The organism is Xanthomonas campestris pv. phormiicola (assembly GCA_025666215.1).
In the GTDB taxonomy this organism is placed as follows: domain Bacteria; phylum Pseudomonadota; class Gammaproteobacteria; order Xanthomonadales; family Xanthomonadaceae; genus Xanthomonas_A; species Xanthomonas_A campestris_A.
Genome location: CP102593.1, coordinates 124129 through 147820 on the forward strand (window position 1 = coordinate 124129; position 23692 = coordinate 147820).

Annotated in this window: 25 protein-coding genes; 7 read left to right on the plus strand and 18 right to left on the minus strand. The window is 69.7% G+C overall.

What is annotated here, in order from left to right:
• Nucleotides 1–3: 3 nt before the first annotated feature.
• Both NRY95_00545 and NRY95_00550 read left to right on the plus strand, forming a co-directional pair.
• The gene (locus NRY95_00545; protein UYC16513.1) at nt 4–282 is read left to right on the plus strand and encodes an antitoxin of toxin-antitoxin stability system; all 279 of its coding nucleotides are present in this window, start codon (nt 4–6) and stop codon (nt 280–282) included.
• Nucleotides 279–563: a type II toxin-antitoxin system RelE/ParE family toxin gene (locus tag NRY95_00550; protein UYC16514.1), complete on the plus strand. Its 285-nt coding sequence runs from the start codon at nt 279–281 to the stop codon at nt 561–563. The genes NRY95_00545 and NRY95_00550 overlap by 4 nt, the downstream gene beginning before the upstream one ends.
• A 110-nt stretch (nt 564–673) precedes the next feature.
• Here the strand turns inward: NRY95_00550 and NRY95_00555 are convergent, their stop codons facing one another.
• From NRY95_00555 to NRY95_00585, 7 genes are all read right to left on the minus strand, one after another.
• Nucleotides 674–1393, minus strand: coding sequence for a hypothetical protein (locus NRY95_00555; GenBank protein UYC16515.1), 720 nt, complete (start codon nt 1391–1393; stop codon nt 674–676).
• Nucleotides 1390–2814: an amino acid permease gene (locus tag NRY95_00560; GenBank protein ID UYC16516.1), complete on the minus strand. Its 1425-nt coding sequence runs from the start codon at nt 2812–2814 to the stop codon at nt 1390–1392. Before NRY95_00560 ends, NRY95_00555 begins: the two co-directional genes overlap by 4 nt.
• A gap of 142 nt (nt 2815–2956) precedes the next feature.
• Complete coding sequence (locus NRY95_00565) at nt 2957–3568, minus strand: response regulator (GenBank protein UYC18673.1); 612 nt, start codon at nt 3566–3568, stop codon at nt 2957–2959.
• A gap of 8 nt (nt 3569–3576) precedes the next feature.
• Nucleotides 3577–4659: an ATP-binding protein gene (locus NRY95_00570; GenBank protein ID UYC16517.1), complete on the minus strand. Its 1083-nt coding sequence runs from the start codon at nt 4657–4659 to the stop codon at nt 3577–3579.
• Nucleotides 4660–4693: 34 nt separating this feature from the next.
• Nucleotides 4694–5422: an MgtC/SapB family protein gene (locus tag NRY95_00575; protein UYC16518.1), complete on the minus strand. Its 729-nt coding sequence runs from the start codon at nt 5420–5422 to the stop codon at nt 4694–4696.
• On the minus strand, nt 5422–5787 hold the full coding sequence (locus NRY95_00580; protein UYC16519.1) for a hypothetical protein: 366 nt from the start codon (nt 5785–5787) through the stop codon (nt 5422–5424). The genes NRY95_00575 and NRY95_00580 overlap by 1 nt, the downstream gene beginning before the upstream one ends.
• Before the next feature lie 539 nt (nt 5788–6326).
• Nucleotides 6327–6950: a glutathione S-transferase gene (locus NRY95_00585; GenBank protein UYC16520.1), complete on the minus strand. Its 624-nt coding sequence runs from the start codon at nt 6948–6950 to the stop codon at nt 6327–6329.
• 198 nt (nt 6951–7148) lie between these two features.
• On the opposite strand from NRY95_00585, the gene rmuC reads away from it, so the two are divergent.
• The 3 genes from rmuC to NRY95_00600 all read left to right on the plus strand — a co-directional run bounded on the left by rmuC (nt 7149) and on the right by NRY95_00600 (nt 10137).
• Nucleotides 7149–8741, plus strand: coding sequence for a DNA recombination protein RmuC (rmuC, locus tag NRY95_00590; protein UYC16521.1), 1593 nt, complete (start codon nt 7149–7151; stop codon nt 8739–8741).
• 233 nt (nt 8742–8974) lie between these two features.
• Nucleotides 8975–9346, plus strand: coding sequence for a hypothetical protein (locus NRY95_00595; protein UYC16522.1), 372 nt, complete (start codon nt 8975–8977; stop codon nt 9344–9346).
• A 245-nt stretch (nt 9347–9591) separates the two neighbouring features.
• Nucleotides 9592–10137 (plus strand): glutathione peroxidase, encoded by a 546-nt coding sequence (locus tag NRY95_00600; GenBank protein UYC16523.1) that lies wholly within the window; start codon nt 9592–9594, stop codon nt 10135–10137.
• Between the two features lie 453 nt (nt 10138–10590).
• On the opposite strand, the gene NRY95_00605 is transcribed toward NRY95_00600, so the two are convergent.
• The 7 genes from NRY95_00605 to NRY95_00635 form a co-directional block, all read right to left on the minus strand.
• Nucleotides 10591–10857, minus strand: a complete 267-nt coding sequence (locus tag NRY95_00605; GenBank protein ID UYC16524.1) for a hypothetical protein — start codon at nt 10855–10857, stop codon at nt 10591–10593.
• Nucleotides 10858–11119: 262 nt separating this feature from the next.
• Nucleotides 11120–12175 carry a VacJ family lipoprotein gene (locus tag NRY95_00610; GenBank protein ID UYC16525.1) on the minus strand — a complete coding sequence of 352 codons (1056 nt, stop codon included), beginning with the start codon at nt 12173–12175 and terminating at the stop codon, nt 11120–11122.
• Between the two features lie 5 nt (nt 12176–12180).
• Nucleotides 12181–12495, minus strand: a complete 315-nt coding sequence (locus NRY95_00615; protein UYC16526.1) for an STAS domain-containing protein — start codon at nt 12493–12495, stop codon at nt 12181–12183.
• Nucleotides 12485–13147 (minus strand): ABC transporter substrate-binding protein, encoded by a 663-nt coding sequence (locus tag NRY95_00620; protein ID UYC16527.1) that lies wholly within the window; start codon nt 13145–13147, stop codon nt 12485–12487. The genes NRY95_00615 and NRY95_00620 overlap by 11 nt, the downstream gene beginning before the upstream one ends.
• A complete protein-coding gene (mlaD, locus tag NRY95_00625; GenBank protein ID UYC16528.1) occupies nt 13144–13692 on the minus strand; it encodes an outer membrane lipid asymmetry maintenance protein MlaD in 549 nt (182 codons plus the stop codon). The genes NRY95_00620 and mlaD overlap by 4 nt, the downstream gene beginning before the upstream one ends.
• Before the next feature lie 101 nt (nt 13693–13793).
• A complete protein-coding gene (locus NRY95_00630; GenBank protein UYC16529.1) occupies nt 13794–14543 on the minus strand; it encodes an MlaE family lipid ABC transporter permease subunit in 750 nt (249 codons plus the stop codon).
• Nucleotides 14543–15334 (minus strand): ATP-binding cassette domain-containing protein, encoded by a 792-nt coding sequence (locus NRY95_00635; GenBank protein UYC16530.1) that lies wholly within the window; start codon nt 15332–15334, stop codon nt 14543–14545. Before NRY95_00635 ends, NRY95_00630 begins: the two co-directional genes overlap by 1 nt.
• A 405-nt stretch (nt 15335–15739) precedes the next feature.
• Between NRY95_00635 and NRY95_00640 the strand changes: the two genes are divergently transcribed.
• Complete coding sequence (locus tag NRY95_00640) at nt 15740–16027, plus strand: hypothetical protein (protein UYC16531.1); 288 nt, start codon at nt 15740–15742, stop codon at nt 16025–16027.
• On the opposite strand, the gene NRY95_00645 is transcribed toward NRY95_00640, so the two are convergent.
• The 4 genes from NRY95_00645 to NRY95_00660 form a co-directional block, all read right to left on the minus strand.
• Nucleotides 16020–16592: a GNAT family N-acetyltransferase gene (locus NRY95_00645; protein ID UYC16532.1), complete on the minus strand. Its 573-nt coding sequence runs from the start codon at nt 16590–16592 to the stop codon at nt 16020–16022. The genes NRY95_00640 and NRY95_00645 overlap by 8 nt on opposite strands.
• 7 nt (nt 16593–16599) lie before the next feature.
• On the minus strand, nt 16600–17136 hold the full coding sequence (locus NRY95_00650) for a tail fiber protein (GenBank protein ID UYC16533.1): 537 nt from the start codon (nt 17134–17136) through the stop codon (nt 16600–16602).
• A 60-nt stretch (nt 17137–17196) separates the two neighbouring features.
• Entirely contained in the window at nt 17197–17724 is a 528-nt protein-coding gene (locus NRY95_00655) for a tail fiber protein (protein UYC16534.1), read from the minus strand.
• Nucleotides 17725–17796: 72 nt separating this feature from the next.
• Complete coding sequence (locus NRY95_00660; protein UYC18674.1) at nt 17797–18348, minus strand: tail fiber protein; 552 nt, start codon at nt 18346–18348, stop codon at nt 17797–17799.
• Between the two features lie 300 nt (nt 18349–18648).
• Here NRY95_00660 and NRY95_00665 point away from each other — a divergent pair, with 300 nt between their 5' ends.
• Nucleotides 18649–23379 (plus strand): putative Ig domain-containing protein, encoded by a 4731-nt coding sequence (locus NRY95_00665; GenBank protein UYC18675.1) that lies wholly within the window; start codon nt 18649–18651, stop codon nt 23377–23379.
• The last annotated feature ends 313 nt before the right edge of the window (nt 23380–23692 follow it).

The window sequence follows — 23692 nt, forward strand, 5'->3', positions numbered from 1 at the left end:
GCCATGTCGAAACAAGCCGTGTTCACCATGAAGCTTGAGCCCGAATTGCGCGACGAATTCGTTGCCGAGGCCGAGGCAGTGCATCGGCCGGCCTCGCAGGTGCTGCGGGAACTGATGCGTGAGTTCGTGCAACGTCAGCGCGAATCGCGCGAGTACGAAGCGTTCCTGCGCAGCAAAGTGGAGGCCGGTCGCGTCTCGATGCATGCCGGACAAGGACAGCCGAACGAGGAGGTCGAGGCCGCGTTTGCCGCGCGCCGGGCCAGCGTGACGCACAGCAGATGAGGGTCGTCTGGACGCCCGAGGCGCAGCAGGATCGCGGCGATATCTGGGAGCATATTGCGGCCGATAACCCGAAGGCGGCTGTCCGGTTGGACGAATTATTCAGCGAGGCGGCGCTTACCTTGGAGCGTCACTCCATGCTCGGTCGAGCGGGAAGGATCGCGGGCACGCGCGAACTGATCCCGCACGAGCATTATTGCCTGGTCTACGAGATAGATGGCGAAACGGTGTGGATACTGGCGTTGATCCACACTGCGCGCCTGTGGCCACCCTTACGGGATTGAGCCAGGGATTGGGAGGTGCGGCGCAGCCTCGTACCCAAACCCAGCGAGACGCTTCGCGCCGTACCCTCACCCCAACCCCTCTCCCAATGGGAGAGGGGCTAAGGCGGCTGTTACTTTTTCCAGAACTGCCATTTCGGCGCCGGCTTTTCCGCCGCCGTCGTGGGGGCTTGCTGCGGCGCCAGGCTGCCTTGTAATTGGGTCAAGCGATCCAGCGCATCGAAGGCAAGGGTGATCCGGCTGCCGCCGCGCGTGGCCACGGTCTGCCCGGGCTCGCGCCGCAGCGCATACCCCTGGTCGTCGAGAAAGCCTTCGGTCATCGCCCGATGATCGAGCGGGAACTGCGCGACCAATTGCCCGAGCAGGCTGAGCACGCGCGGATCGTCGCATGGCGCGAACACCGCGGCGGGGACGTCGTCGAGCACGAAGAACAGCGCGCCGCCGCGGTACGGGCCGCGGTAATAGCAGCGCGCACTCAGCGCGGCGGCGAGCAGGGCAATCGTATGGCCGTCGTCGTCCAGCGGCAGCGACGCGGTGGCCAGCTCGGCCAGACCGTCGCGCTCGCCGCACTCGCGCAGTGCGTTGGCCGCGACCAGCAGGTTCTCCGGCAGCTCGCTGGCGGTGTTGGCCCAGGCCCACAGCCAACTGGCGCTGTCCTCGGCGGCGCTGCCCAGCAATTGCACCGGGAAGTGCAGGTCGTCGCCGAAGTGCGCGATCCCCTCGGCCAGATCCAGGCGCCAGCCGCGTTCGCCGAGCAGGTCGGCCAGCGCCATCTGCCGGGCGAAGGCGGTGCCGATGTGGCGCGCCAGCAGGGCCTGGAAGGACGGCGTCACTGCCGCGTCTGCTCGCCTTGCAGCAGGCTGTGGCGCCGCCCGTACAGCAGGTAGGCGACCACGCCGATCGCGTTCCACAACGCGAACCACTTCTGCGTGGTGTGCGGCAGGCTCCAGAACAGGTACAGGCAGCCGCCGATCGCCAGCGGGGCGACCACCCAGGCCAGCGGCGTGCGGAACTTGCGCTCGCGGCCGGGCTCGCGCACGCGCAGCACCAGCAGGCACGCGGCCACCGCGATGAACGCGGCCAGGGTGCCGGCGTTGGCCAGCGCGGCGATTTCGTCCAGCCGCGCCACGCCGGCCAGCGCCGCGACCAAAATCGCGGTGAACAGCGTGGTCGCCACCGGCGTGCCGGTGCGCGCGCTGACCTTGGACAGGCCGCGCGGCAGCAGCCCGTCGCGCGACATCACGAAGAAGATCCGGCTCTGTCCGTACAGGAACGCCAGCAGCACCGTCGGCAGCGCGATCACCGCCGCCGCGGCGATCAGCGTAGCCGCCTTGCCCTGGCCGAGTTCGCGCAGGATCAGCGCCAGCGGCTCGGCGCTCTGGCCGAACACCGTGTAGCTCATCGCACCGACCGCCGACAGCGCCACCAGCACGTAGATCAGGGTGCAGCCGACCATCGAGCCGAGGATGCCGATCGCCAGGTCGCGCTCGGGCTTCTTGGTTTCCTCGGCGGCGGTGGAGATCGCGTCGAAGCCGTAGAAGGCGAAGAAGATGATCGCCGCGGCGGCCATCACCCCGCGCTCCACGCCGTCGGCGCCCATCGATTTGGCGAAGCCGAACGGCATGAACGGCTCCATCCGCGCGCTGTCGAAATGCGGCAGCGCGATCACCACGAACACGGTCAGGGCGACGATCTTCACCGCCACCAGCACCGCGTTGACCGTAGCGCTGGCCTGGGTGCCGAGCATCAGCATGCCGGCGACCACGAAGGTGATCAGCACCGCCGGCAGGTTGACCACGCCGCCGGCGTGCGGCCCGGCGGTCAGCCACAGCGGCAGGTCCACGCCCACGCCCTTGAGGAAGCCGACCGCATAGCCCGACCAGCCCACCGCCACCGTGCTGACCACCAGCGAGTACTCCAGGATCAGGCTCCAGCCGACCACCCAGGCGATGCTCTCGCCGAGCGCGATGTAGCTGTAGGTGTAGGCGCTGCCGGCGGCCGGCATCAGCGTCGCCATCTCCGCGTAGGCCAGCGCGGCGCAGGCGCAGATCGCCCCGGCCACCGCGAACGACAGCAGCACCGCCGGCCCGGCCAGGTGCGCGCCGACCCCGATCAGGGTGTAGATGCCGGTGCCGACGATCGCGCCGATGCCCAGCGCCACTAGGTGCGGCCAGCTCAGCGTGGGCACCAGCCGGCGCCCCGCTTCGTGGACGGTGACCAGATCGAGCGACTTGCGCCGGAACAGGAACGACATGCGGGCCTCGGGGAGCGACAGGACAAGCCGGCGAGTGTCGCCCAATGCGGTGCAGCAATGCTATGCCCGGGCATCTTGTGCGGCGCCGAGGTGGCCGCCGTTGTCGCCCTCGCGGCATGCGGCCGCCGCGCTGCGGCGGGCGCTACAGCCCGATCCGCTCGGCCAGCCGTACCAGTTCGGCGAGCGAGCCCGCTTTCATCTTGCGCATCGCCTGGCCGCGCCGCACCTTCACCGTGATCTCGCTCAGCTGCAGGCGCGCGGCGACCTGCTTGTTCAGCAGCCCCTGCACCACCAGCCGGGTCACCTCCTGCTCGCCCGCGGTCAGCGTCGCCCAGCGCCCGCGCAGGTCGGCCAGCGCGGCCTCGCGCTGGCGGCGCTCGCGGTCGCGGGCGATGCCGTGCTGGATCGCGTCGAGCAGGTCCTGGTCGCGGAACGGCTTGGTGAGGAACTCGATCGCGCCGTTCTTCATCGCTTCCACGCTCATCGCGATGTCGCCGTGGCCGGTGATGAAGATGGTCGGCAGGTTCAGTCCGGTCTCGAGCAGTTGCCGGTGGAATTCCATGCCGCTCTGCCCGGGCATGCGGATGTCCAGCACCATGCAGCTGGGCGCGTCGGCCAGCGGGTGCTGCAGGAATTCGCGGCTGGAGCCGAACGCGTGCACCTGCAGGTCGACCGAGGCGAACAGGTCTTCCAGCGCGGCGCGGATCGAGGCGTCGTCGTCGATCAGGTACACCACCGGGCGCTGTTCGGACAGCGGCAGGTTCATGGGCGTGCTCCCGGTTTTGCGATCGGCAGGCAGACGCCGAACACCGCGCCGCAGGGGCTGCGCGGCGCGGCCCAGATCCGCCCGCCGCTGGCCTCGACGATGCTGCGGCTGATGCTCAGGCCGATCCCGATGCCGTCGGGCTTGGTGGTCCAGAACGCGTCGAACAGGCGCGCCTGCGCCTCGGCCGACAGGCCGACGCCGGCATCGGCCACGGTCAGCCGCACCGAACCGGCATCCTCCTGCGCGGAGCCGATCAGGATCGACCGCGCATCGGCCGGCGTGCCCGCCATCGCCTCCATCGCGTTCAGCAACAGATTGACCACCACCTGCTGGATCTGCACCCGATCGGCCAGCACCGGCGGCAGCGCCGGCGCCAGTTCCACCCGCACCGCGATGGCGTTGCGCTCCAGCTCGCCGCGCGACAGCGCCAGCACGTCCAGCACCGCGGCGTTGAGGTCGAACGCGCGCTTGCGTGGCGCCTCGCCCTTGCTGAGGCTGCGGATCCGCGCGATCACCTCGCTGGCGCGATTGGCGTCGTCGAGGATCCGCTGCAGCGCCGCCTGCGCCCGCTCCAGGTTCGGCGGCTGCTGGCCGAGCCAGCGCTGGCAGGCGTTGCCGCTGGTGACGATGGCGGCCAGCGGCTGGTTGACCTCGTGCGCGATCGAGGCGGTCAGGCTGCCCAGGCTGCGCGCGCGCGCCAGACGCAGCAGCTGCGCCTGTGCCGCGTGTGCGGCGGCCTTGGCGCGCTCCATCTGCACCGCGATGGAGGTGGTCACCGCCACCACCACGATGCTGATCACCGAGTTGATCACGCCCACCCGGTACGCGCCGGCGGAGCTGAGCTGGAAGCTGAGCACGATCAGCACGATGCAGGCGCCGGCGAGCAGCAGCATGCCGAGGCGGGTGAGCAGCCGTACCGCGACCAGGATGACCACGGTATAGAACAGCGCGGCGGCGACCCCGTAATCGGTCAGCGTATCGGCGGCGAAGATCGCGCCCAGCGCCAGCAGCAGCACCGCCAGCGCGAGCAGGCGGCGATGCGGCGAGGGCGAGGTGAAGCAGCGGGTCATCGGCGTCATGGCGGTGGGCAGGGGCTGGTGCGGGGCCGCGCAATCAGCCTTCGGCGCCGGCGTTCCAGAACGCCTGTTGTACACCGGCTTCGCCTTCCAGGTGCTGGATCACCGCATCCAGCTCATCGGCGCGCACCGCGGTCGCGTACAGCGTCGCGGCGATCTCCACGTCGTGCTGGCCGAACGGATGCTGGTCCACCTCGCGCGCCGGGTAGTGCGCGGCCTCCAGCAACTCGATCAGCCGCTCGCGCACCTCGCCGTGCACGCCGCGGGCGCAGATCACGTAGAACACGTAGGTCGCCTCGATCGAGGATTCCTCCAGCGGGCGGCGGTTGATCCGGTTCACCACCGGGCGCAGCAGGGTGTTGCTGAGCAGCACGAACACCGCCGCCAGCACCGCCTCGGCGACCAGCCCGGCGCCGGCGCAGGCGCCGACCGCGCCGGACCCCCACAGGGTGGCGGCGGTGTTGAGCCCGGTGATGTTGGCGCCTTCCTTCATGATCGCCCCGGCGCCGAGGAAACCGATGCCGGAGACCACGTAGGCCACCACCTGCACCGCACCCTGGGTGCCGCCATGGATCTCGAACAGGCGGTCGCCGAGCGAGACGAAGATGGCTGCGCCGACCGCGACCAGGGTATTGGTGCGCAGGCCGGCGGTGCGCTGCCGCACCTGCCGCTCGAAGCCGATGAGCGCGCCCAGCGCGAAGGCGGTGGACAGGCTCACCAGGGTGTCGAGCAGCGAGGCGAGATTGAACAGGCGCAGCGCTTCCATCAGCGCGGCGACCGGGGGCGGATCGAATGGGTCATCGCAATGCCTGGGGAAATGTCGGGCGACAGGGACCGGGCATGATGCGGCAGATGCGTGGCAATCGCGCGTCGCAGCGCCGCCGCCGAATCCGACCACCACCCCAGCATCCTCTGCCGCCAGCCCGGCAGCATCGCCACGGCGGGACCGGGCTGGCACAGGCGCCGCCGCGCCGGCCGCGACAGGCGCACCAGCACGCGGATGCGGTCCTCGCCGGGCAGCAGCGACAGCGCATCGGCGAGCACGCGCCCGGGGAAGCGGGACAGGGCCTTGGCGAACGCGCGCACGCCATGGGTGGCGAGCAGCTGGCACAGGATGTCGGCGCGGTGCATGGCCACCGCCGCGCGCACGGCGCGGTGCAGGGCACGTTGGAAACGGGACGTGTACAGCAGCATGAGAACCTCCTTCCGGCGTGCTGCCGGAAGGGGCGCCTCACCCTTGCGGATGGGCGGACGTCTCCGCGGCGGGACCGGGCAAGCGTGAAAAGGACAGCGCAGGCGGGAGCGTGGCGATGGCGCCACGCGGATGCGGGTCGGGGTCCATGGCGGTCTCCGGATGAGGGCGGACGTGCGCGGTTGCGGCGTCGGCGGCGGACGCAGGCGTTGCGGGCGTGGACGCGGCGGTGGCGCTGGCGCTGCGACAAGACACGGCATCCTCACCCCGCCAACGCTGGCGGCAGTGGGGATGCACGAGGTCTTGCCGCGGTGGCCGGGCTGCAGCTTCGCGACGCGGCAAAGCTTGGCATACGTGGCCTGGCGACGGCCACCGCGCATGCGGCGCTTTTTCATGGCCATGCGCATCGCCCGCCTATACCAACGTATCGCCATGGGCAAACACAGCGCCGCGGCGGCACGCGCTGCGCGGGGAACGGTTACGGCATGCCGTTGCGCCCGTGCGCCAGAAAGCCCGGGCGTGCCGACAGCCGTTCGTAGTACGCCGCCACTGCCGGCAACGGCGGCCGCGCCATCGGCGTGGCCATCCAGCGCTGGGTGGACAGGCCGAGCACGATGTCGGCCACGGTGAAATCCGCGCCCGCCGCGTAGGCGCCGGTACGTTGCAGCTGTGCGTCGAGGATGCCCATGTGCCGGTGCCAGCCGGCCACGCCCTGTGCCAGCGCCTGCGCATCGCGATGCGCGGGGCTGTCGCGGACCAAGGCCATGAACGCGTAGCGCCACGCGTTGTTGAGTTCGCTGGCCTGCCAGTCCATCCACTGCTCGACCGTTGCCCGCGCTTGCGGCGCGGTCGGCAGCAGGTCCGCGCGCTGCTGGCGTGCCGCCAGGTAGCGGCAGATGCTGTTGGATTCCCACAGCACGAAGTCGCCGTCGCGCAGCACCGGCACCAGCGCGTTCGGGTTCAACGCGCGGAACGCCGGCGTGTCCACCGCGGCGAAGCCGGCGCCGTAGGGCAGCTGCTCGATCTGCAGGTCCAGCTCCGCGCACAGCCACAGCACCTTGCGCACGTTGATCGAGGACGACTTGCCGTAGAGGGTGAGCATGGAGCGCGGGGCCAGGCGGAGCGGCCGAGCGTGCATCAGGACGCGGCCCTGTGCAATGCAGCCGCGGAGCGGTCGCCGAGATGGCACGTCGTGTGGCGCGCCTGGCTTGCCCCAGCGGCGGGCCATCCGCGCAGGCACGGCAGTGTGCAGGTCGCCGCATGGCGCAGCGCCTGAGACGCAGCCGGCTACACTGGCGGCATGCAAACCGATTCCCATTTCCTGATCCTGGCCGGCCTGCTGTGCGCCGTCATCGTGCTGGTGCTGGCGTTGCTGCTGCGCCGGAACAACCACACGGCGCTGGAGCAGGCCCTGCGCGAGGAACAGCGCGGCGGCCGCGGCGAACTGCGCGAGCAGCTCGACAGCCTGGCGCGGCAGCAGGATGCGCGCAGCGAAGGTTTCGCCCGCCATCTCGCCGACCTGTCCACCCGCACCGACCAGCGCCTGGACCTGCTGCGCGAGGCCTTGACCGAAGACGCGCGGCGCGGCCGGGTCGAGGCCGGCGAGGCGCAGCAACGCGTGGCCGAGCTGCTCAACCAGCGCCTGGTCGAGATGCGCAGCCAGCTCGATGCGTTCGGCCAGCAGCAGGATGCGCGCATGCTGCAGTTCGGCCAGCAGCAGAGCGAGCTGATCGCGCGCATCGACGCGCACCTGACCGCGCTGCGCGAGACCCTGGTCGAGGACGCACGCAAGGGCCGCCTGGAAGGCGCCGAGTCGCAGCAGCGCTTCGCCGACACGCTCGGCCAGCGGCTCAACGAACTGATCCAGCGCAACGAGCAGCGCATCGGCGAGATGCGCAGCACCCTGGAAGAGCGCTTGAAGGAACTGCAGGCCGACAACGCGGCCAAGCTCGAGCAGATGCGCGGCACCGTCGACGAGAAGCTGCAGACCACCCTCAACACGCGCCTGGACGCCTCGTTCAAGCTGGTCTCCGAACGGCTCGAGCAGGTCCAGCGCGGGCTGGGCGAGATGCAGCAGCTGGCCACCGGCGTCGGCGATCTCAAGCGCGTGCTGAGCAACGTCAAGAACCGCGGCGGCTGGGGCGAGGTGCAGCTGGAGAACATCCTCGAGCAGACCCTGACCCAGGAGCAGTACGCGCGCGGCGTGCGGGTGCGCCCGGAGCGCAACGAGGCGGTCGATTTCGCGGTGCGCCTGCCCGGCCGCGGCCACGAGGACACGCCGGTGTGGCTGCCGATCGATGCCAAGTTCCCGCGCGAGGACTACGAGCGGCTGCTCGACGCGCAGGAACAGGGCGATGCGGACCAGGTGCTGGCGATGGGCGCGCAGCTGGAGCGCGCGATCCGGGTGCAGGCCAAGTCGATCAGCGACAAGTACATCGCCCCGCCGCACACCACCGATTTCGCGGTGATGTTCCTGCCCACCGAGGGCCTGTACGCCGAGACGCTGCGCCGGCCCGGCCTGGCCGACCTGCTGCAGCGCGAGCACCGCATCGTCATCGCCGGCCCCACCACCGTCACCGCGTTGCTCAACAGCCTGCAGATGGGCTTCCGCACGCTGGCCATCGAGAAGCGCTCCAGCGAAGTGTGGGGCGTGCTGGCCGCGGTCAAGAGCGAGTTCGGCAAGTTCGCCGGCATTCTGGAAAAGGCCGAGAAACAGATCGGCACCGTCGGCAAGAGCCTGGGCGATGCCAGCCGCAAGACCCGCACCATCGAGCGCCGCCTGCGCGGGGTGGAGACGCTGGCCGATGCGCAGTTCACGCCGCTGCTCGATCTCGAACTGCCCAGCGCCGATGCCGAGGCGGACGAGGATCCCGCGCGCGACGAGCAGGAATAGGCGGCACCGCGCACGCCATGCACCTGGCTGCGCTGCGTGCGGCGCAGAGGCTGGCCGATGTGCCGCGCGCTGTTTCGGGTTGCCGTCGCTGCTGCCGGCGACGGCGATCTCACACGCCAGGACAGGGAATCGGCGGTATCGCGCACGCCCATGCACCTGCCAGCGACGGCGCATTGCGATACTGCGCGCCGGAACCTGGCCGAATGGAGACGCCGATGTCGATGCGATGGTGCATGCCCCTGTTGTCCTGCCTGTTGCTGGCTGCCTGCAGTAGCGGTCCAAACCCGCAGGCGACCCCCGCGGCATCCGCGCCGCAGCCGGGCGGCGATGGCGCCGCTGCGGCCGATGCCGCGACGTGTAAGGCGCAAGGCGGCAGCCTGCGTCCGCTCGGCCGTCGCGGACTGCTCAAGTGCGTGGTCCCGTTCGCCGATGCCGGCAAGGCGTGCAGCGACAAAAGCCAGTGCCGCGGCGATTGCCTGGCGGTCACGCCGGTGGCCACCGGCACTGCCGCGCAGGGCGCATGCCAGCGCGACATCAGCGAGAACTACGGCTGCCGGCAGGTCGTCCAGGGCGGCGTGGGCGGATCGCAGATCTGCATCGATTGAGGGCGTGCGCTCCAGTCCCGAGCGGGGTGTGTTGGATCTGCCATCGCCAACCCGCAGGGCCGCTCCTGCGCACGTGCGGGCCGGCGTCATGATGCCGGCGTGGACGCATGTGCGCTTGCTCCCCCGTGCATGGACAGGAGCGGCGCGGCTTGCTCCGGCTGAAGGACACGCCCAGGCCGTCGCGCGATAGCCGTTGCGTGGCCATGCGCCTATGCTTGCGCTCCATCTTGTTGCAGGAGCCGCACGTGAGCCAATCGATCTATGACCTCCCGTTGACCACCATCGACGGCCAGCCCGCATCGCTGGCCGCGCATCGCGGCAAGGTGCTGCTGGTCGTCAATGTCGCCTCCAAGTGCGGCCTGACCAAGCAGTACGAAGGGCTCGAAGCGCTGTACCGCGAAAAGCGCGCCGACGGACTGGACGTGCTCGGTTTCCCGGCCAACGATTTCAAGGGCCAGGAGCCGGGCAGCGAGGCGGAGATCCAGCAGTTCTGCCAGCTCACCTACGATGTGACCTTCCCGATGTTCGCCAAGATCGCGGTCACCGGCGAGGCGACGCATCCGCTGTACCGCGCGCTGATCCAGGCGCAGCCGCACACCGAGGGCGAAGGCCCGATGCGCGAGAAGCTGGTCGGCTACGGCATCGAGCCCAATCCGGCGCCGGGCGTGCTGTGGAACTTCGAGAAGTTCCTGGTCGGCCGCGACGGCCAGGTGCTGGGCCGCTTCGCCCCGGACGTGACCGCCGAGGATCCGCGCCTGCGCACGGCGATCGAGGCGGCGCTGGCCGCCTAGCCGCCCGGGATGTCCACTGCGCGCTGGGATGCCGCAGGCGATGCAGGACTATCCGGATGCACTGCAGGAGGGGCTTCAGCCCATGCCTTTCAACGTCTTTGATGTCCCACTTTTGTAACCCGCTGATGTCCTGCTGATGGTGTTGGAAGACGCAACAGGTGTAGCGAATTGCGCTCGCGCGTCGCAGCTGTAATCAATTGATTTTTATTGGCTCTGGCCAAAGACGTTGAAAGGCATGGGCTTGAGCCCCGACAACTCGCCGAGGGCCTAACGATTCCCGGCTCCGTTCGTCGCGGTTGAAACCGCTCCTACAGGGGAGCGCGGCTGGCTTGCTGAGTGCGCGGCAGGAGGGACGCTGGTCATCGGCTCCGGCATCGGCAGAGGCCGGAGCTACTTTCGTTCGCTCATCGCGGCGGAAGGCCGAGCGCATTCGGAGTCGTTTCACGGTGGCAGTCAGGCATTTTCACGGCCAGCGATCTGATGCCAGGGCGTCCCGATGGTTGCTGCGATGGCGCGCAGTCTGCCGCGGTTCTTGCTGGCACCCTCGCCTTTGCCTTTGCTTTTGCCTTTGCAGTTGTAGTTGCTTTGGCTTTGGCTATTGCTTTTGATTTTCCGGGTTCCCTTCCGCAGCGCGCCCTCCGCGCTGCGCGCTCCGGGTCCGCAGCCCCGACGGGCATTTTTCGATGGCACATCCATGTGCCAGCGAAAAACGGCGCGCATCCTGCGCGCCGCCCTTCGGGTATTCGCCCGCCGGGGCTGCCGTGCCTAGGGGGGCCCGCTAAATCAAAAGCAAAGCAACAGCAGGAGCAACAGCAGGAGCGGGGGACTGCTGGATGCAGGGCGTCCGCCGTCATCGGGCGCGTCGCGCTACGCGGCGTGCGGCAATCCCGCTTACGATCACGGTGCAGATGGCAGGAAAAAGCCAGCCACAAAAAAACCCGGCCGAAGCCGGGTTTTTCGTACCGCCACCAACCCGCGCGATTCAGCGGTTGCCGCCGCGCCACTCCGGGATCGGCATTGCGTCCACCGGCACCGTCGGATTGGTCTCTTCCTCGCGCAGATAGTCGGGCAGGTCGTTGTCCTGGCGCTTGTTGTGGCTGCGCAGGTCGCCTTCGATCTGGTAGGCACGGCGCTGCATCCACGCGTCGCGGGTCAGCTGGTACTCGTCCGGCGCGTTGTCGCGCATGCTGTCCAGCGACAGCAGCTGCGCGCGCGTATCCACCAGCTGCAGGCCCTGCAGGCCGATGCGCACGGTGTCCTCCTCGATCTGCCGCAGCGGCGACAGCGGCGCGTCGCCGGCCAGGCCGAACACGTCGCGCACCGTGCGCGGCCCGAACAGCGGCAGCTCCACGTAACGCGAACGGCGCCAGCCCCAGGCGCCCAGGGTCTGGCCGAAGTCCTCGCTGCGCCGCGGCAGCTTGGCGTCGCTGGCCGGGTCGAAGATGCCGCCGATGCCCAGGGTACTGTTCATCACGAACCGGCCCAGGGTCTGCCCGGCCTGCAGCGGGCGGCCCTGCAGCAGCTGGTTGACCATGGTCAGCGGCGAGCTGAGGTTGTCGAAGAAGTTGGTCACGCCCAGCCGCACCGGCCGCGGCACCACGTTGACGTAGGCGCGCGCCAGCGGCCGCGCCACCGTGCGGTCGACCACGTTGTTGAACTTGTGCACCTTGCGGTTGTACTTCTCCCACGGATCGTAGCTCTGCGGCACGGCGACGCCGGCCGGCAGGGTCGGATCGGCGACCGGGTTGTACGGGTCGCTGCCGTACAGCGCGGCGTAGTCGTCTTCGGCGGCGGTGGCGGCGCCAGCGGTCGGCGGCACGCTGGCCGCGGCGGCCACCGTGTCGCCGGCGACGGGAGCCGGCGCATCGGCGGCCGGCGCCGCGTCTCCGACGGTGCCGCTATCGGCCGCGGCCGTGTCGGCAGGTGTCGCCTGCACCGCGGTCGCGGCGGGCGGCGGCGGGGTGCGCTTGGGGGCGCCGGCACAGGCGCCGAGCGCGGCGGCCAGCGCCAGGGAGGTGAGGATACGCAACACGTTCATGGGGGTCAGCTCGCCGCCGGGGGAGATTGGAAATCCAGGGTCGGCGCCAGCCGGTAGGCGGCGCTCAATTCGGTCAGGCCGGCCGGGGCGCCATGGATGGCGACCTCGGCCTGGCCTTGCGCACGCAGGCGTGCGGCCAGTTCGGCGAGCAGCGCCAGGCCGGCGCTGTCCACTTGTACGACGTCGCGCAGATCCAGCGCACGCGCGCCGGCCAGCAGCGGCAGCGCCGCCGGCCACAGCGCGGTGGCCGCGGCGCGGTCGAGCACGCCGCTCAACGCGAGCGTGTCGCCGTCGCGACGCAGGCGTGGCTCACTTGCCACTGCCGCTCGCCGGTGCGACCTGCAGCGCGCCGTTGCGCAGATCGGCCGCGACCTGCGGGATCGACTTGGTGCGCAGCGGCGTGTCGAACTGGTTGCGGAAGGTCTGCACGTACGACACGCCTTCCACCATCACGTCGAAGATCTTCCAGCTGCCGCCGACGTTGCGCACCAGGTAATCGACCGGGATCGGGTCGCCGCCGCTGCGCAGCAGCTCGGTGGACACCTTGGCGCCGCGGCCGCCCGGCAACGGGGTTTCCGACTTCACCCGCACCTGCGGCTTGCCTTCGAAGGTCAGCAGCGAGGTGCCGTAGCGCTGCATCAGGTTGTCGGCCATCGCATCGGCGAACAGCTTGACGTCGGCGTCGGAGGCGCCGCGGCCGTGCACGCCGAGCACCAGGCGCGCGGCGTAGTCGCGGTCGAAGGACTTGTCCATCTCGCTGTTGATGAACTGCTTGAGCGCGGCGTTGTTGCTCTTGAACTCGGCGCGGCGCTGTTCCAGCGTGGTCAGGATGCGGGTGCTGTTGTCGAGCACGACCTTGCTGGCCGACCCCTGCTGGGCGGCGGCGGCAGGCGCGGCCTGGGCCAGCGCGACGGCGGGGGAGGCGACGGCCAGGGCGGCGGCGAGAGCGGCGGAAAGCAGTGTGTTGGTCATGGCTTGGGTTCCGTTTCCGTAGAGGGAGTGGCGGTGTTGGCGGAGGATGCGGCAGCGGGCGTTGCGCCGGCGTTGCCGCCGCTGCCGCTGCCGCCGCCGAACATGTACTTGCCGACCAGCTGGATCAGGTCCACCGCCGGCTGGGTGAAGGCGATCTCCTGGCCGGGCTTGAGCGTGTCCGGATCGCCGCCGGGCTGCAGGCCGACGTAGCTTTCGCCGAGCAGGCCGCTGGTCAGGATGCCGGCCGAGGTGTCCGCCGGCAGGTCCTTGTAGCGGTCGTCGATGGCCAGGGTCACCACCGAGTCGAACTTGGCCGGATCCAGCTCGATCCTGGCCACCTGGCCGATGATCACCCCGCCGATCTTCACCGGCGCCTGCTGGCGCAGCTGGCCGATCTGCGAGAAGCGGGCGGTGAGCTCGTAGCGCCCGCCGCCGAAGCCCCACTGGCGGTTGGTGGAGGCGAGTGCCAGTACCAGCAGCGAGGCCAGGCCCAGCAGCAGGAAGGCGCCGACGGCGAACTCGAGACGGGGACCACGGATAGCCATAACGTGTCTACCTTGTTGATTCATCTGGGCCGCGGCGACAGTGCCGCGGCCGGTGTTGCGCAAGCGCCCGCCGCCGAGGGCGGGCTTTGGGCATGCGGTCCCTACTGGAACAGCAGCGCCGACAGGACGAAATTGAACATCAGCACCAGCAGCGAGGCGTTCACCACCGCGCGGGTGGTGGCCACCGAGGTGCCCTCGATGGTCGGCTCGGCGTGGAAGCCCACATACGAGGCCACCAGCGCCGCGGTGCCGCCGAACACCGCCGACTTCAGCATCGCCACGCCGAAGTCGTCCCAGAAATCCACGCTGCTCGACAGCGCCGACCAGAACGTGCCGCGGTCCAGGCCGAGCACGTGCACCGCTTCGAAGTAGCTGGCGCTGATCGCCAGCGAGCAGAAGATGCCGGTCAGCAGCGGCACGGTCAGCACCGCCGCCCAGAAGCGCGGCGCCACCGCCTTGGCCACCGGGTCGATCGCCATCAGCTCCAGCGCCTTGATCTGGTCGGTGGCGCGCATCAGCCCCAGTTCGGCGGCGATCGAGCTGCCGGCGCGGCCGATGAACAGCAGCGCGGTCAGCACCGGCGCCAGTTCGCGGTACAGCGACAGCCCCAGCAGCGTGGACAGCGCATCGGAGGCGCCGTAGGTCTGCAGCGTGCGGTAGCCCTGCAGGGTCAGCACCAGGCCGACGAAGGCGCCGCCGACGGCGATGATCGGCAGCGAGCGCGCGCCGACCTTGTAGATCTCGCGGACCAGTTCGGCCAGGAAATCGCGGGTCGGCAGCGAACCGCGCAGCACGGTGATCGAGAACAGCCCGGCGCGGCCCAGCGCGCGGATCGAGGCGACGGCGCCCATCAGGCGGCACTCCGCGCGCGCGGCGGCGCATCGAACGGGATCGGGCCGTCCGGACGGCCATGCAGGAACTGCTGCAGCAGCGGATCGGCGCTGGCCTGCAGCGCATCCGGGGTGCCGGCGAAGACCACGCCGCCGTTGGCGATGGCCACCGCCTGGTCGCAGATCGGCAGGGTCTCGTGGACGTGGTGGCTGACGATGATGCTGGTCAGGCCGAGGGTGTCGTTGAGGCGCTGGATCAGGCTCATGATCACCCCGGAGGCGATCGGGTCCAGGCCGGTCAGCGGTTCGTCGTAGATCATCAGCGGCGGGTCCAGGGCCAGCGCGCGGGCCAGCGCCACGCGCCGCGCCATGCCGCCGGACAGTTCGCGCGGCCAGGCCTCGGCGGCGGCGAGCAGGCCCACCGCATGCAGCTTCAGCGCCACCAGCCGTTGCAGCACCGGCTCGGGCAGGCGGGTATGGGCGCGCAGCGGCAGCGCCACGTTCTCGGCCACGCTCAGGTCGGTGAGCAGGCCGTTGCCCTGCAGCAGCACGCCGATGCTCTTGCGCGTCTCGCGCAGCGCGCGGCTGCCGCGCGGCAACGGCTGGCCGAACACCTCGACCGTGCCCGCGACCGGGACCAGCTCGCCGGTCAGCGCCGCCAGCAGGGTCGACTTGCCGCTGCCCGACGGGCCGAGCACGCCGGTGATGCTGCCGCGCGGCACCGCCAGCGAGACATCACGCAGGATCGCGCGGCCGCCACGGTCGATGCGCACCCCCGACAGCTGCACCACATTGGATTCGGAAGACGCCATCGCGGCCTTTAACGAAAAATCAACACAGGATTGAACCAGTCCGCTGAACTTAACCGAACTGGGCCGTGCAGTATTGTCGCATCCGTGAAGCCCGTGTGCGCGTGGTCTGGGAACGCCGTACATGCAACAGCGTGTATTGGACCTGGGGCTGTCCGGTTTGCCGGTGCGGGTGACACAGCGCCGGCGGCTCCGGCGCGGGTGTCCGCAGGCCGGACGATCCCGCGTCGCGGCAGGAACCGCATGGCCGTCGCCGCCGCCGCTGCGCGCGGTCCGGTGCCGCTCAAGCCAGGCCGCCTCCATCGCCGAATCGTTGGATCCGGGGGCCGTCGCGGTGCCGGTCTTGTATGCAGTGCCGGGTCGCGCCACGATGCAGGGCGGCGATGGCGCCGCGACAGGGAGTCGTGCATGGAATTGCTGACGTTGGAACATTTCGCCGGGAGCGTGAACGAGACCTTCGCGGCGGAGTTGAACGAGGGCGAGATTTCGTTCGTGCTGGTCGAGGCGCGGCCGTTGCCGGCCAAACCAGCCGCGTTGCGTGCGCCGTTCTCGCTGCTGTTCCGCAATACCTCCTCGTTCCTGTTCCCGCAGCAGACCTACCGGATGCGGCACGCGCGGCTGGGCGAACTGGGGATCTTCCTGGTGCCGGTGGCGCGCGAACGCGACGGCTTCCTGTACCAGGCGGTCTTCAACTGAGCGCCGGCGCCGCGCAGGCGGCGCGCCAATGCATCTCCAGGTGGGTGTCGCTGGCGTCGCCGGCGACGAAGCCCAGTCGCGCATACAGGCGCTGCGCGTCGGGATTGGCATGCAGCACGTGCAGCGACAGCGCGCATCCGGCCGCGGCCGCCAGCGCTTGCGCCAGCGCGATCAGCGCCGTGCCCACGCCTTGCCCGCGCCAGGCCGGCAACAGGCTGATGTCGACCAGCACGTGTTGCGCCGCGCCGCGCTGCAGGTAGAGTCGGCCCAGCGGCGCCTGCGCGGTTTCCACGATCAGGAAGTCGGCGTCGGCGAAGTGGCGCAGGTAGTGCGCGTGCTGCAGCGCGAACTGCTGGTCGAGGAACGCGCGCTTGGCCGCCTCGGGCCATGGCACTGCCGCCAGCTCCGCGCTGCGGGTGCTGGCGTACAGGTCGCGCAGCCAGGGCAGGTCCGCCGCCCGCGCCGGTCGCAGACCGAGGCCATGCGTTTGCAACGCCGCCGACGGGGCGAAGGAAACAGCGCGGTCCGGAAAGTCCGGCGCCTGCGCGGCGGCGCTAGCGCTCATTTGCGCCTCAGTTGAACGCCGGGTAGTTGCCCTGCAGCGCGATGCAGAAGTTCACGGCCAGATACGGCTGCCGGTTTTCGTGCGCCTGGCCGGTGCCGGTAGGCAACAGCATGGCCGGGGAAAATTGCTTGTCCGGCGCGCCCCCCAGGAACGGACGCTCGTTGGAGAGATTCAGTGACGATAGAGCGGCACCACTGAGAGGGGTGCCGGTCTTCTTGGTGGGGTCCGCTTGCGAGAACGCATTGACGCCGTGCTGGTGCATTGGGATCTGCGTGCTCAGCAAGCTTTCCGAGGCGGAGCCGAAGTTGCTGCCCAGCGTTTGCGGGGTCAGCCCTGGCCCTGCGCCCTGTTGGCAACCGGCGCGTGCAGTGAAGTTCGGCAATTGGAAGGTGCTGCTGCCATTGCCGCCATAGGCCACGCCGAGCAGGGAGTACAGCGTGGTGTTCTGCGCGACCGGCAGCGTGGCGCCGTTGCAGAATGCCCAGCCGTAGGGATTGTAGTCGAAGCCGAACAGCTGGATTTCGCCGATATAGGGTTCGGTCATGAGCGGATTCCTCCGATGGAGCGGATGCGTGCCGCAGCGATTCCGGCGCGGCGCATGGGATCAGGCCTGTTGTGGGAAGATGCCGGTGGTGGCGATGCAGTACTGCACCGTCAGCGTCGGCATGACATTGTCGTGCGGCTGGTTGCCGCCGGCGAACGAGGTGCTTTGCGTAGACATCGCCACCATGGTGGCGCCGGTGACGTCGCTGGCATAGAACACACTGCCGTTGACGGCACCCGGCAGCAGCCCGGCCGGCGCCGGCGCGGTCGCCGCGGCGGTGGTGGCCTGGGCGGTGTGCGTGTGCGCCGGCATCTGCAGTTCGGTCAACGTCACCGTCTCGGTGCCGGCGCGCTGGGCGAGCACGTAGTTGCTCAGGCCCGGTCCCTGACCTTGGTGGATCGGCAGGCGGCCGCGCAGATCCGGTACGCCGAAGGTGGTTTGCCCGTTGCCGCCGTAGACAGTGCCGAGCAGGACGTACAACGGTTCGTATTCGGAGATTGGCAGCAGCGAGCCGTCGCATGCCTGCCAGCCCTGGGGAGTGCGGCCGAAGCCGAACATGCGGATTTCGCCGATGAAGGGAGTACCCATGAAATTCTTCCTGGTCGATGAGGCGCCCTGCGCAAGGCTGCGTGCGCTGCGCGCGCCTGGATGCGGATGCGCCTAGCTGCGAGAAGGGAAGATGCCGGACAGCGCGATGCAGAAATTGATCGTGGTGTAAGGCTGCAGGTTCGGATGCGCCTGGCTGCCGCCGCTGTTGGCGATGGTGGACTGCGACAGGGGCACCGTCGCGCCGGGCGCGGCATACAGCGCATGCGGCGTTCCCGGACCCGGATTGACGACGTTGTTCGCGAACAAGCGACCCGCGGGCACGCGGTTGTCGCCGTTGCCGCCGCTGCAATCCATCAGGTGGGTGTGCGCGGGAAGGTTGTCGACCACCAGCGTTACCGTCTCCGCACCAGCGGCCTGGCCCATCGGCATTGCAGGCGGCTGCCAACTCGGATCGGCCGATGGCCCATAGCCCATCGGTGTGCGCCCGCGCATGTCCGGCAATGCGAAATTGGTCTTGCCGTCGCCGCCGAAGCGCGTGCTGAGCAGACTGAACAGGGCCTGGTTCTGATTGATCGGCAGCAATTGCCCGTTGCACTGCGCAAAATACTTCGGCGCAAACGCGAAACCGGTCAGCATGATCTGACCGATGAAGAACTCGCTCATGCGGATCTCCCCCCGGAGTTGGTAACGCCAGACCTCGTGTCTGACGCGGGAATACTTAAGCACGACGCTGGCGACATGCAAGCGACGATTTCGCTGAACCAGACAGACGTGACGCATTTGTTGCTTTACGTGGCGGATCACTTGTTGTTTCAATAGTCGCGCAACGCGCATGCCGATCCTTATGCGGTCGATATTCCGCGTTGTCCGAGGCACCAGGATGGCTGCCAGCGCCCATGGGGTGGCGCGTTTTGGGGGAATCGAAATATGTCTACGAAATGCACCGCGTCGAGCGGCGTGCGCCTGACCTTGCGCTGGCTGATGGCGCTGTTGTGTCTGGCGATGTCGCAAGTCTGTCTGGCTGCCGGACCGTATTGCACGACGCCTCAGACGGCGACCGTGAACTCGGGCGGCTCGGTGACCTTCGACGTCAGCGGCTGCGACGGCCCCAGTAACTTTGGCATGGCCGACGGCGCGCAGCCGTCGCATGGCACGTACTCCCTCACCGGTCAGCTCGATGTCGCCGGCACCGAACGGGTGACCTATACCAACAACGGCGATGGTGCGACCTCGGACTCGTTCTATCTATTGGACCAGGACAACGGCCAGGTAGTTTTCAACATCACCATCAACCCTGCGATCAGCGCCAGCATCGCGGTCTCGCCGTCCAGCGCCAACGAAGACAGCGGCACCGTCTTCACCTACACGGTGACCCTGAGTCAGACCAGCAGTTCGGCGACCACGGTGAACCTCACCCGCAGCGGCACCGCGACCAGCGGTACCGACTACACGGGTGCGGTGACCAGCGTCGTGGTGCCCGCCAATACCGCTTCGGTCAGCTTCAATGTCACCCCGGTCGCCGACACCACGGTGGAGGCCGACGAGACGGTCGTGTTCAATGTGGCCAGCGGCAGCGGTTATGGCATCGGCAATCCGTCCAGCGCGACCGCGACCATCCTCAACGACGACCTGCCCACCGCGTCGATCACGGTGTCGCCCTCCAGCGTGGCCGAGGACGGCGCCACCAATCTCACCTACACCGTCACGCTCGACCAGGCCGCGCAGAGCGCGGTGTCGGTGGCCTTCAGCGTCGGCGGCACCGCGACCTCGGGCACCGACTACGCGGCCGTGAGTTCGCCGCTGGTGATCGCCGCCGGCCAGACCAGCGGCACCATCACCATCAATCCGACCGCCGACAGCACCGTCGAAGACGACGAGACCGTGGTGATCAGCCTCGCCGCGGGCAGCGGCTACAGCGTGGGTTCGCCGAACAGCGCCACCGGCACCATCCTCAACGACGACCAGCCGTCGCTGTCGATCAACGACGTCTCCCTGAGCGAAGGCGACGCCGGCACCAGCAACGCGACCTTCACCGTCTCGCTGAGCCAGCCGGCCGGCGCCGGCGGCGTCAGCTTCGACATCGCCACCGCCGACGGCACCGCCACCGCGGGCGTGGACTACGTCGCCGCCAGCCTGACCGGGCAGACCATCCCCGCCGGCAGCAGCAGCGCGACCTTCACCGTGCTGGTCAACGGCGACACGCTCAACGAACCCAACGAGACCTTCTTCGTCAACGTCAGCAACGTCACCGGCGCCACCGTCGCCGATGCGCAGGGCCAGGGCACCATCGTCAACGACGATGCGCAGCCGGCGTTGTCGATCGACGACGTCAGCGTCAACGAAGGCAACAGCGGTACCACCACGGCCACCTTCACGGTGAGCCTGAGCGCGGCCAGCGGCCAGACCGTGTCGGTCAACTACGCCACCGCCGACGGCAGCGCCACCGCCGGCAGCGACTATGTCGCGCGCTCCGGGACGCTGACCTTCGCGCCGGGCGTCACCGCGCAGGGCGTTGCGATCACCGTCAACGGCGACACCGCGGTCGAGCCCAACGAAACCTTCAGCGTCGGCCTGTCCGGCGCCAGCAACGCGAGCATCGCCACGGCCACCGGCACCGGCACCATCCTCAACGACGATGCGGTGGTGACGGTCAACCCGGCCTCGCTGCCGGCGGCGACCGCAGGCAGCGCCTACAGCCAGACCCTGAGCGCCAGCGGCGGCACCGCGCCGTACAGCTTCGCCGTCAGCGCCGGTACGTTGCCGGTCGGAGTGCAGTTGAGCCCGGGCGGCGTGCTGTCCGGCACCCCGACGTCCAGCGGCAGCTTCAACTTCACCGCGACCGCCACCGACAGCGGCAGCAGCCCCACCAGCGGCAGCCGCGCCTACACGCTGACCGTGGCCAGCCCGACGATCGCCCTGCCGGCCACCACCCTGGCGGGCGGCACCGCCGGCCAGGCGTATACGGCCGCGATCAACCCGGCGACCGGCGGCATCGCGCCGTACACCTATACGCTCAGCGCCGGCGCGTTGCCGGCCGGGGTCACCGTCAACAGCGCGACCGGTGCGCTCAGCGGCACCCCCACCGTGGCCGGCAGCTTCGCCTTCACCCTGACCGCGACCGACAGCACCACCGGCACCGCCGGCCAGGCGAGCCAGAGCTACAGCCTGAGCATCGTGTCGCCGACGCTGGCCATCGCGCCGCCGACCTTGCCGGCCGGCGCCATCGGCACGGCCTACAGCCAGACCCTGAGCGCGAGCGGCGGCACCGCGCCGTACGGCTACGTGATCAGCGCCGGCGCGTTGCCGGCTGGCATGACCCTGGCCACCGGCGGGGTGCTGTCCGGCACCCCGACCGTCGCCGGCAGCTTCGCCTTCACCGTCAGCGTCACCGACGCGCACGGCTTCAGTGCCGCGCAGGCGTATACGCTGGCGATCGCCTCGCCGACGCTGACCATCGCGCCGCCGACGCTGCCGGCCGGTACCGCCGGCAGCGCCTACAGCCAGACGCTGAGCGCCAGCGGCGGCACCGCGCCCTACTCCTTCGCCGTCAGCGCCGGCGCGTTGCCGGCCGGGTTGACCCTGACCACGGGCGGCGCGCTGTCCGGCACCCCGACCGTGGCCGGCAGCTTCGCCTTCACCGTGACCACGACCGACAGCACGGCCGGCGTGGCCGCGCGGGTGAGTTACGCCTACACCTTGAGCATCGCCTCGCCGACGCTGGTCATCGCGCCGCCGACGCTGGCCGCCGGCACGGTCGGCAGCGCCTACAGCCAGACGCTGAGCGCCAGTGGCGGCACCGCGCCGTACAGCTATGCGATCAGCGCGGGCACCTTGCCGGCCGGCCTCACCCTGACCGCCGCCGGCGTGCTCGCGGGCACGCCGACCGCCGCCGGCAACGCCGCCTTCACCGTCAGCGTGAGCGACGCGCGCGGCTTCGGTGCCGCGCAGGCCTACACCCTGGCGATCGCCGCGGCGGTGCCGGCACCGGTGGCGGTGAACGACACTGGCGGTACGCTGGTCGATACCGCGCTGACGCTGGCGGTGACCGGCAACGACACCGGCAGCATCGACACGATCGCGGTGACCACCGCGCCGACCCACGGCACCGCAGTGGTCAGTGGCGTGCAGTTGGTCTACACGCCGGCGGCCGGCTATGTCGGCGCCGACACCCTGAGCTATACCGCCACCGGCGCCGGCGGCACGTCGGCGCCGGCCACGGTCACCATCACCGTCAATGCGCGCCCGGTTGCGGTTTCGGCGACGGCGCAGGCGGTACCCGGCGAAGCGCAAACGGTCGACCTGACCCGCAACGCGACCGGCGGGCCATTCGTGGCCGCCGCGCTGGTGGCGATCATGCCGGCCAATGCCGGTAGCGCGACCATCACCCGCAGCGGTGGCGCGGCGGCGGCGGGCGTTCCGACCGCGGCTGCGGCCGATGGCCCCAGCTTCATCATGACCTTCACCCCGAACCCGGCGTTCTCCGGCCAGGCCACGGTGCGCTTCACCCTGTCCAACGCGTATGCGACGTCGGCCGAAGCGGCCATCGTGTTCGTGGTCGCGCCGCGTCCGGATCCGAGCCTGGATGCGGAAGCGCGTGGGCTAATCGATGCGCAGGCCGAATCGACCCGGCGCTTCGCCAAGGCGCAGATCGACAACTTCCAGCGTCGGCTGGAGGCGACCCATCGCGGCGATCGCGGCTTCGACAACAACCTGAGCTTCCAGGCCACCTCGCAGTCGCATTGCCGTGAAGCCGAACGCGGCGTGGGCGCACAGCCGTGCAGCCAGCCGACCTGGGATGCGGATACCGACACCGGCGATGCGGCGGCGCCGCCGTCGACCGGCAAGGCCGCGGTCAACGGCGAACTCGGCCTGTGGGTGGGCGGTGCGATCCGCTCCGGCAGCCTGGACAAGCAGAGCCAGCGTGCCGGCGTGGACTTCCAGAGCGACGGCCTGAGCATGGGCGCCGACTACCGCGCGTCGGATGCGCTGGCGCTGGGTGCGGGCGTGGGCTGGGGCCGCGACGACAGCGATGTCGGCAACAACGGCAGCCGCAGCAAGGCCAGCGCCTACACGCTGGCGCTGTATGCCAGCTTCCACCCGGGCCGGCATTTCTTCTTCGACACGTTGGTCGGCTACCAGCTGCTGTCCTACGACCTGCGCCGCTACGTGACCGGCAACGGCGAACTGGCCGAAGGCCGCCGCGACGGCAGCCAGTGGATCGGCTCGGTATCCACCGGCGCCGACCTGCAGCATGGCGATTGGCAGATCACGCCGTACGCCCGTGTGGACATGGCCCGCGCCAGGCTGGACGCGTACAGCGAAGCGGCGATGGTGCCGTACGCGCTGCACTATGCGGACATGGACGTGTCCACCACCACCGGCAACCTGGGCCTGCGCCTGGAGTGGCGTCGCGAGATGAGCTGGGGCCAGTTCACCCCGCAGCTGCGCGTGGAATATCAGCGCGACTTCCAGGGCCGCGGCGACGCCACGCTGAGCTACGCCGACCTGGTCGACGGTGGCCCGCTGTACCGCACCGGGCTGAGCGTGTTCGACCGCAACCGGCTGATGCTGGGGCTGGGCGCGGTGTTCACCACCGAGCAGGGCCTGTCCACCCGCGTCGAGTACCGCGGCGTGACCGACGGCGACAGCGGCAGCGACCAGACCTGGATGTTCAACGTCGAGAAGAAGTACTGACGTATAGCCCCTCTCCCACCGGGAGAGGGGTTGGGGTGAGGGTCCGGCGCGAAGCGTCTCGCGGAGTTTGGGTACACGAGGCTGCGCCCGTACCCTCATCCGCCCCTGCGGGGCACCTTCTCCCGGTGGGAGAAGGGAGCAGCCCTAGCCCCTCTCCCCCAGGGAGAGGGGTTGGGGTGAGGGTACGGCGCGAAGCGTCTCGCGGAGTTTGGGTACACGAGGCTGCGCTCGTACCCTCATCCGCCCCTGCGGGGCACCTTCTCCCGATGGGAGAAGGAACAACCGTAGGCCACCACCATCGCACAAACGACGC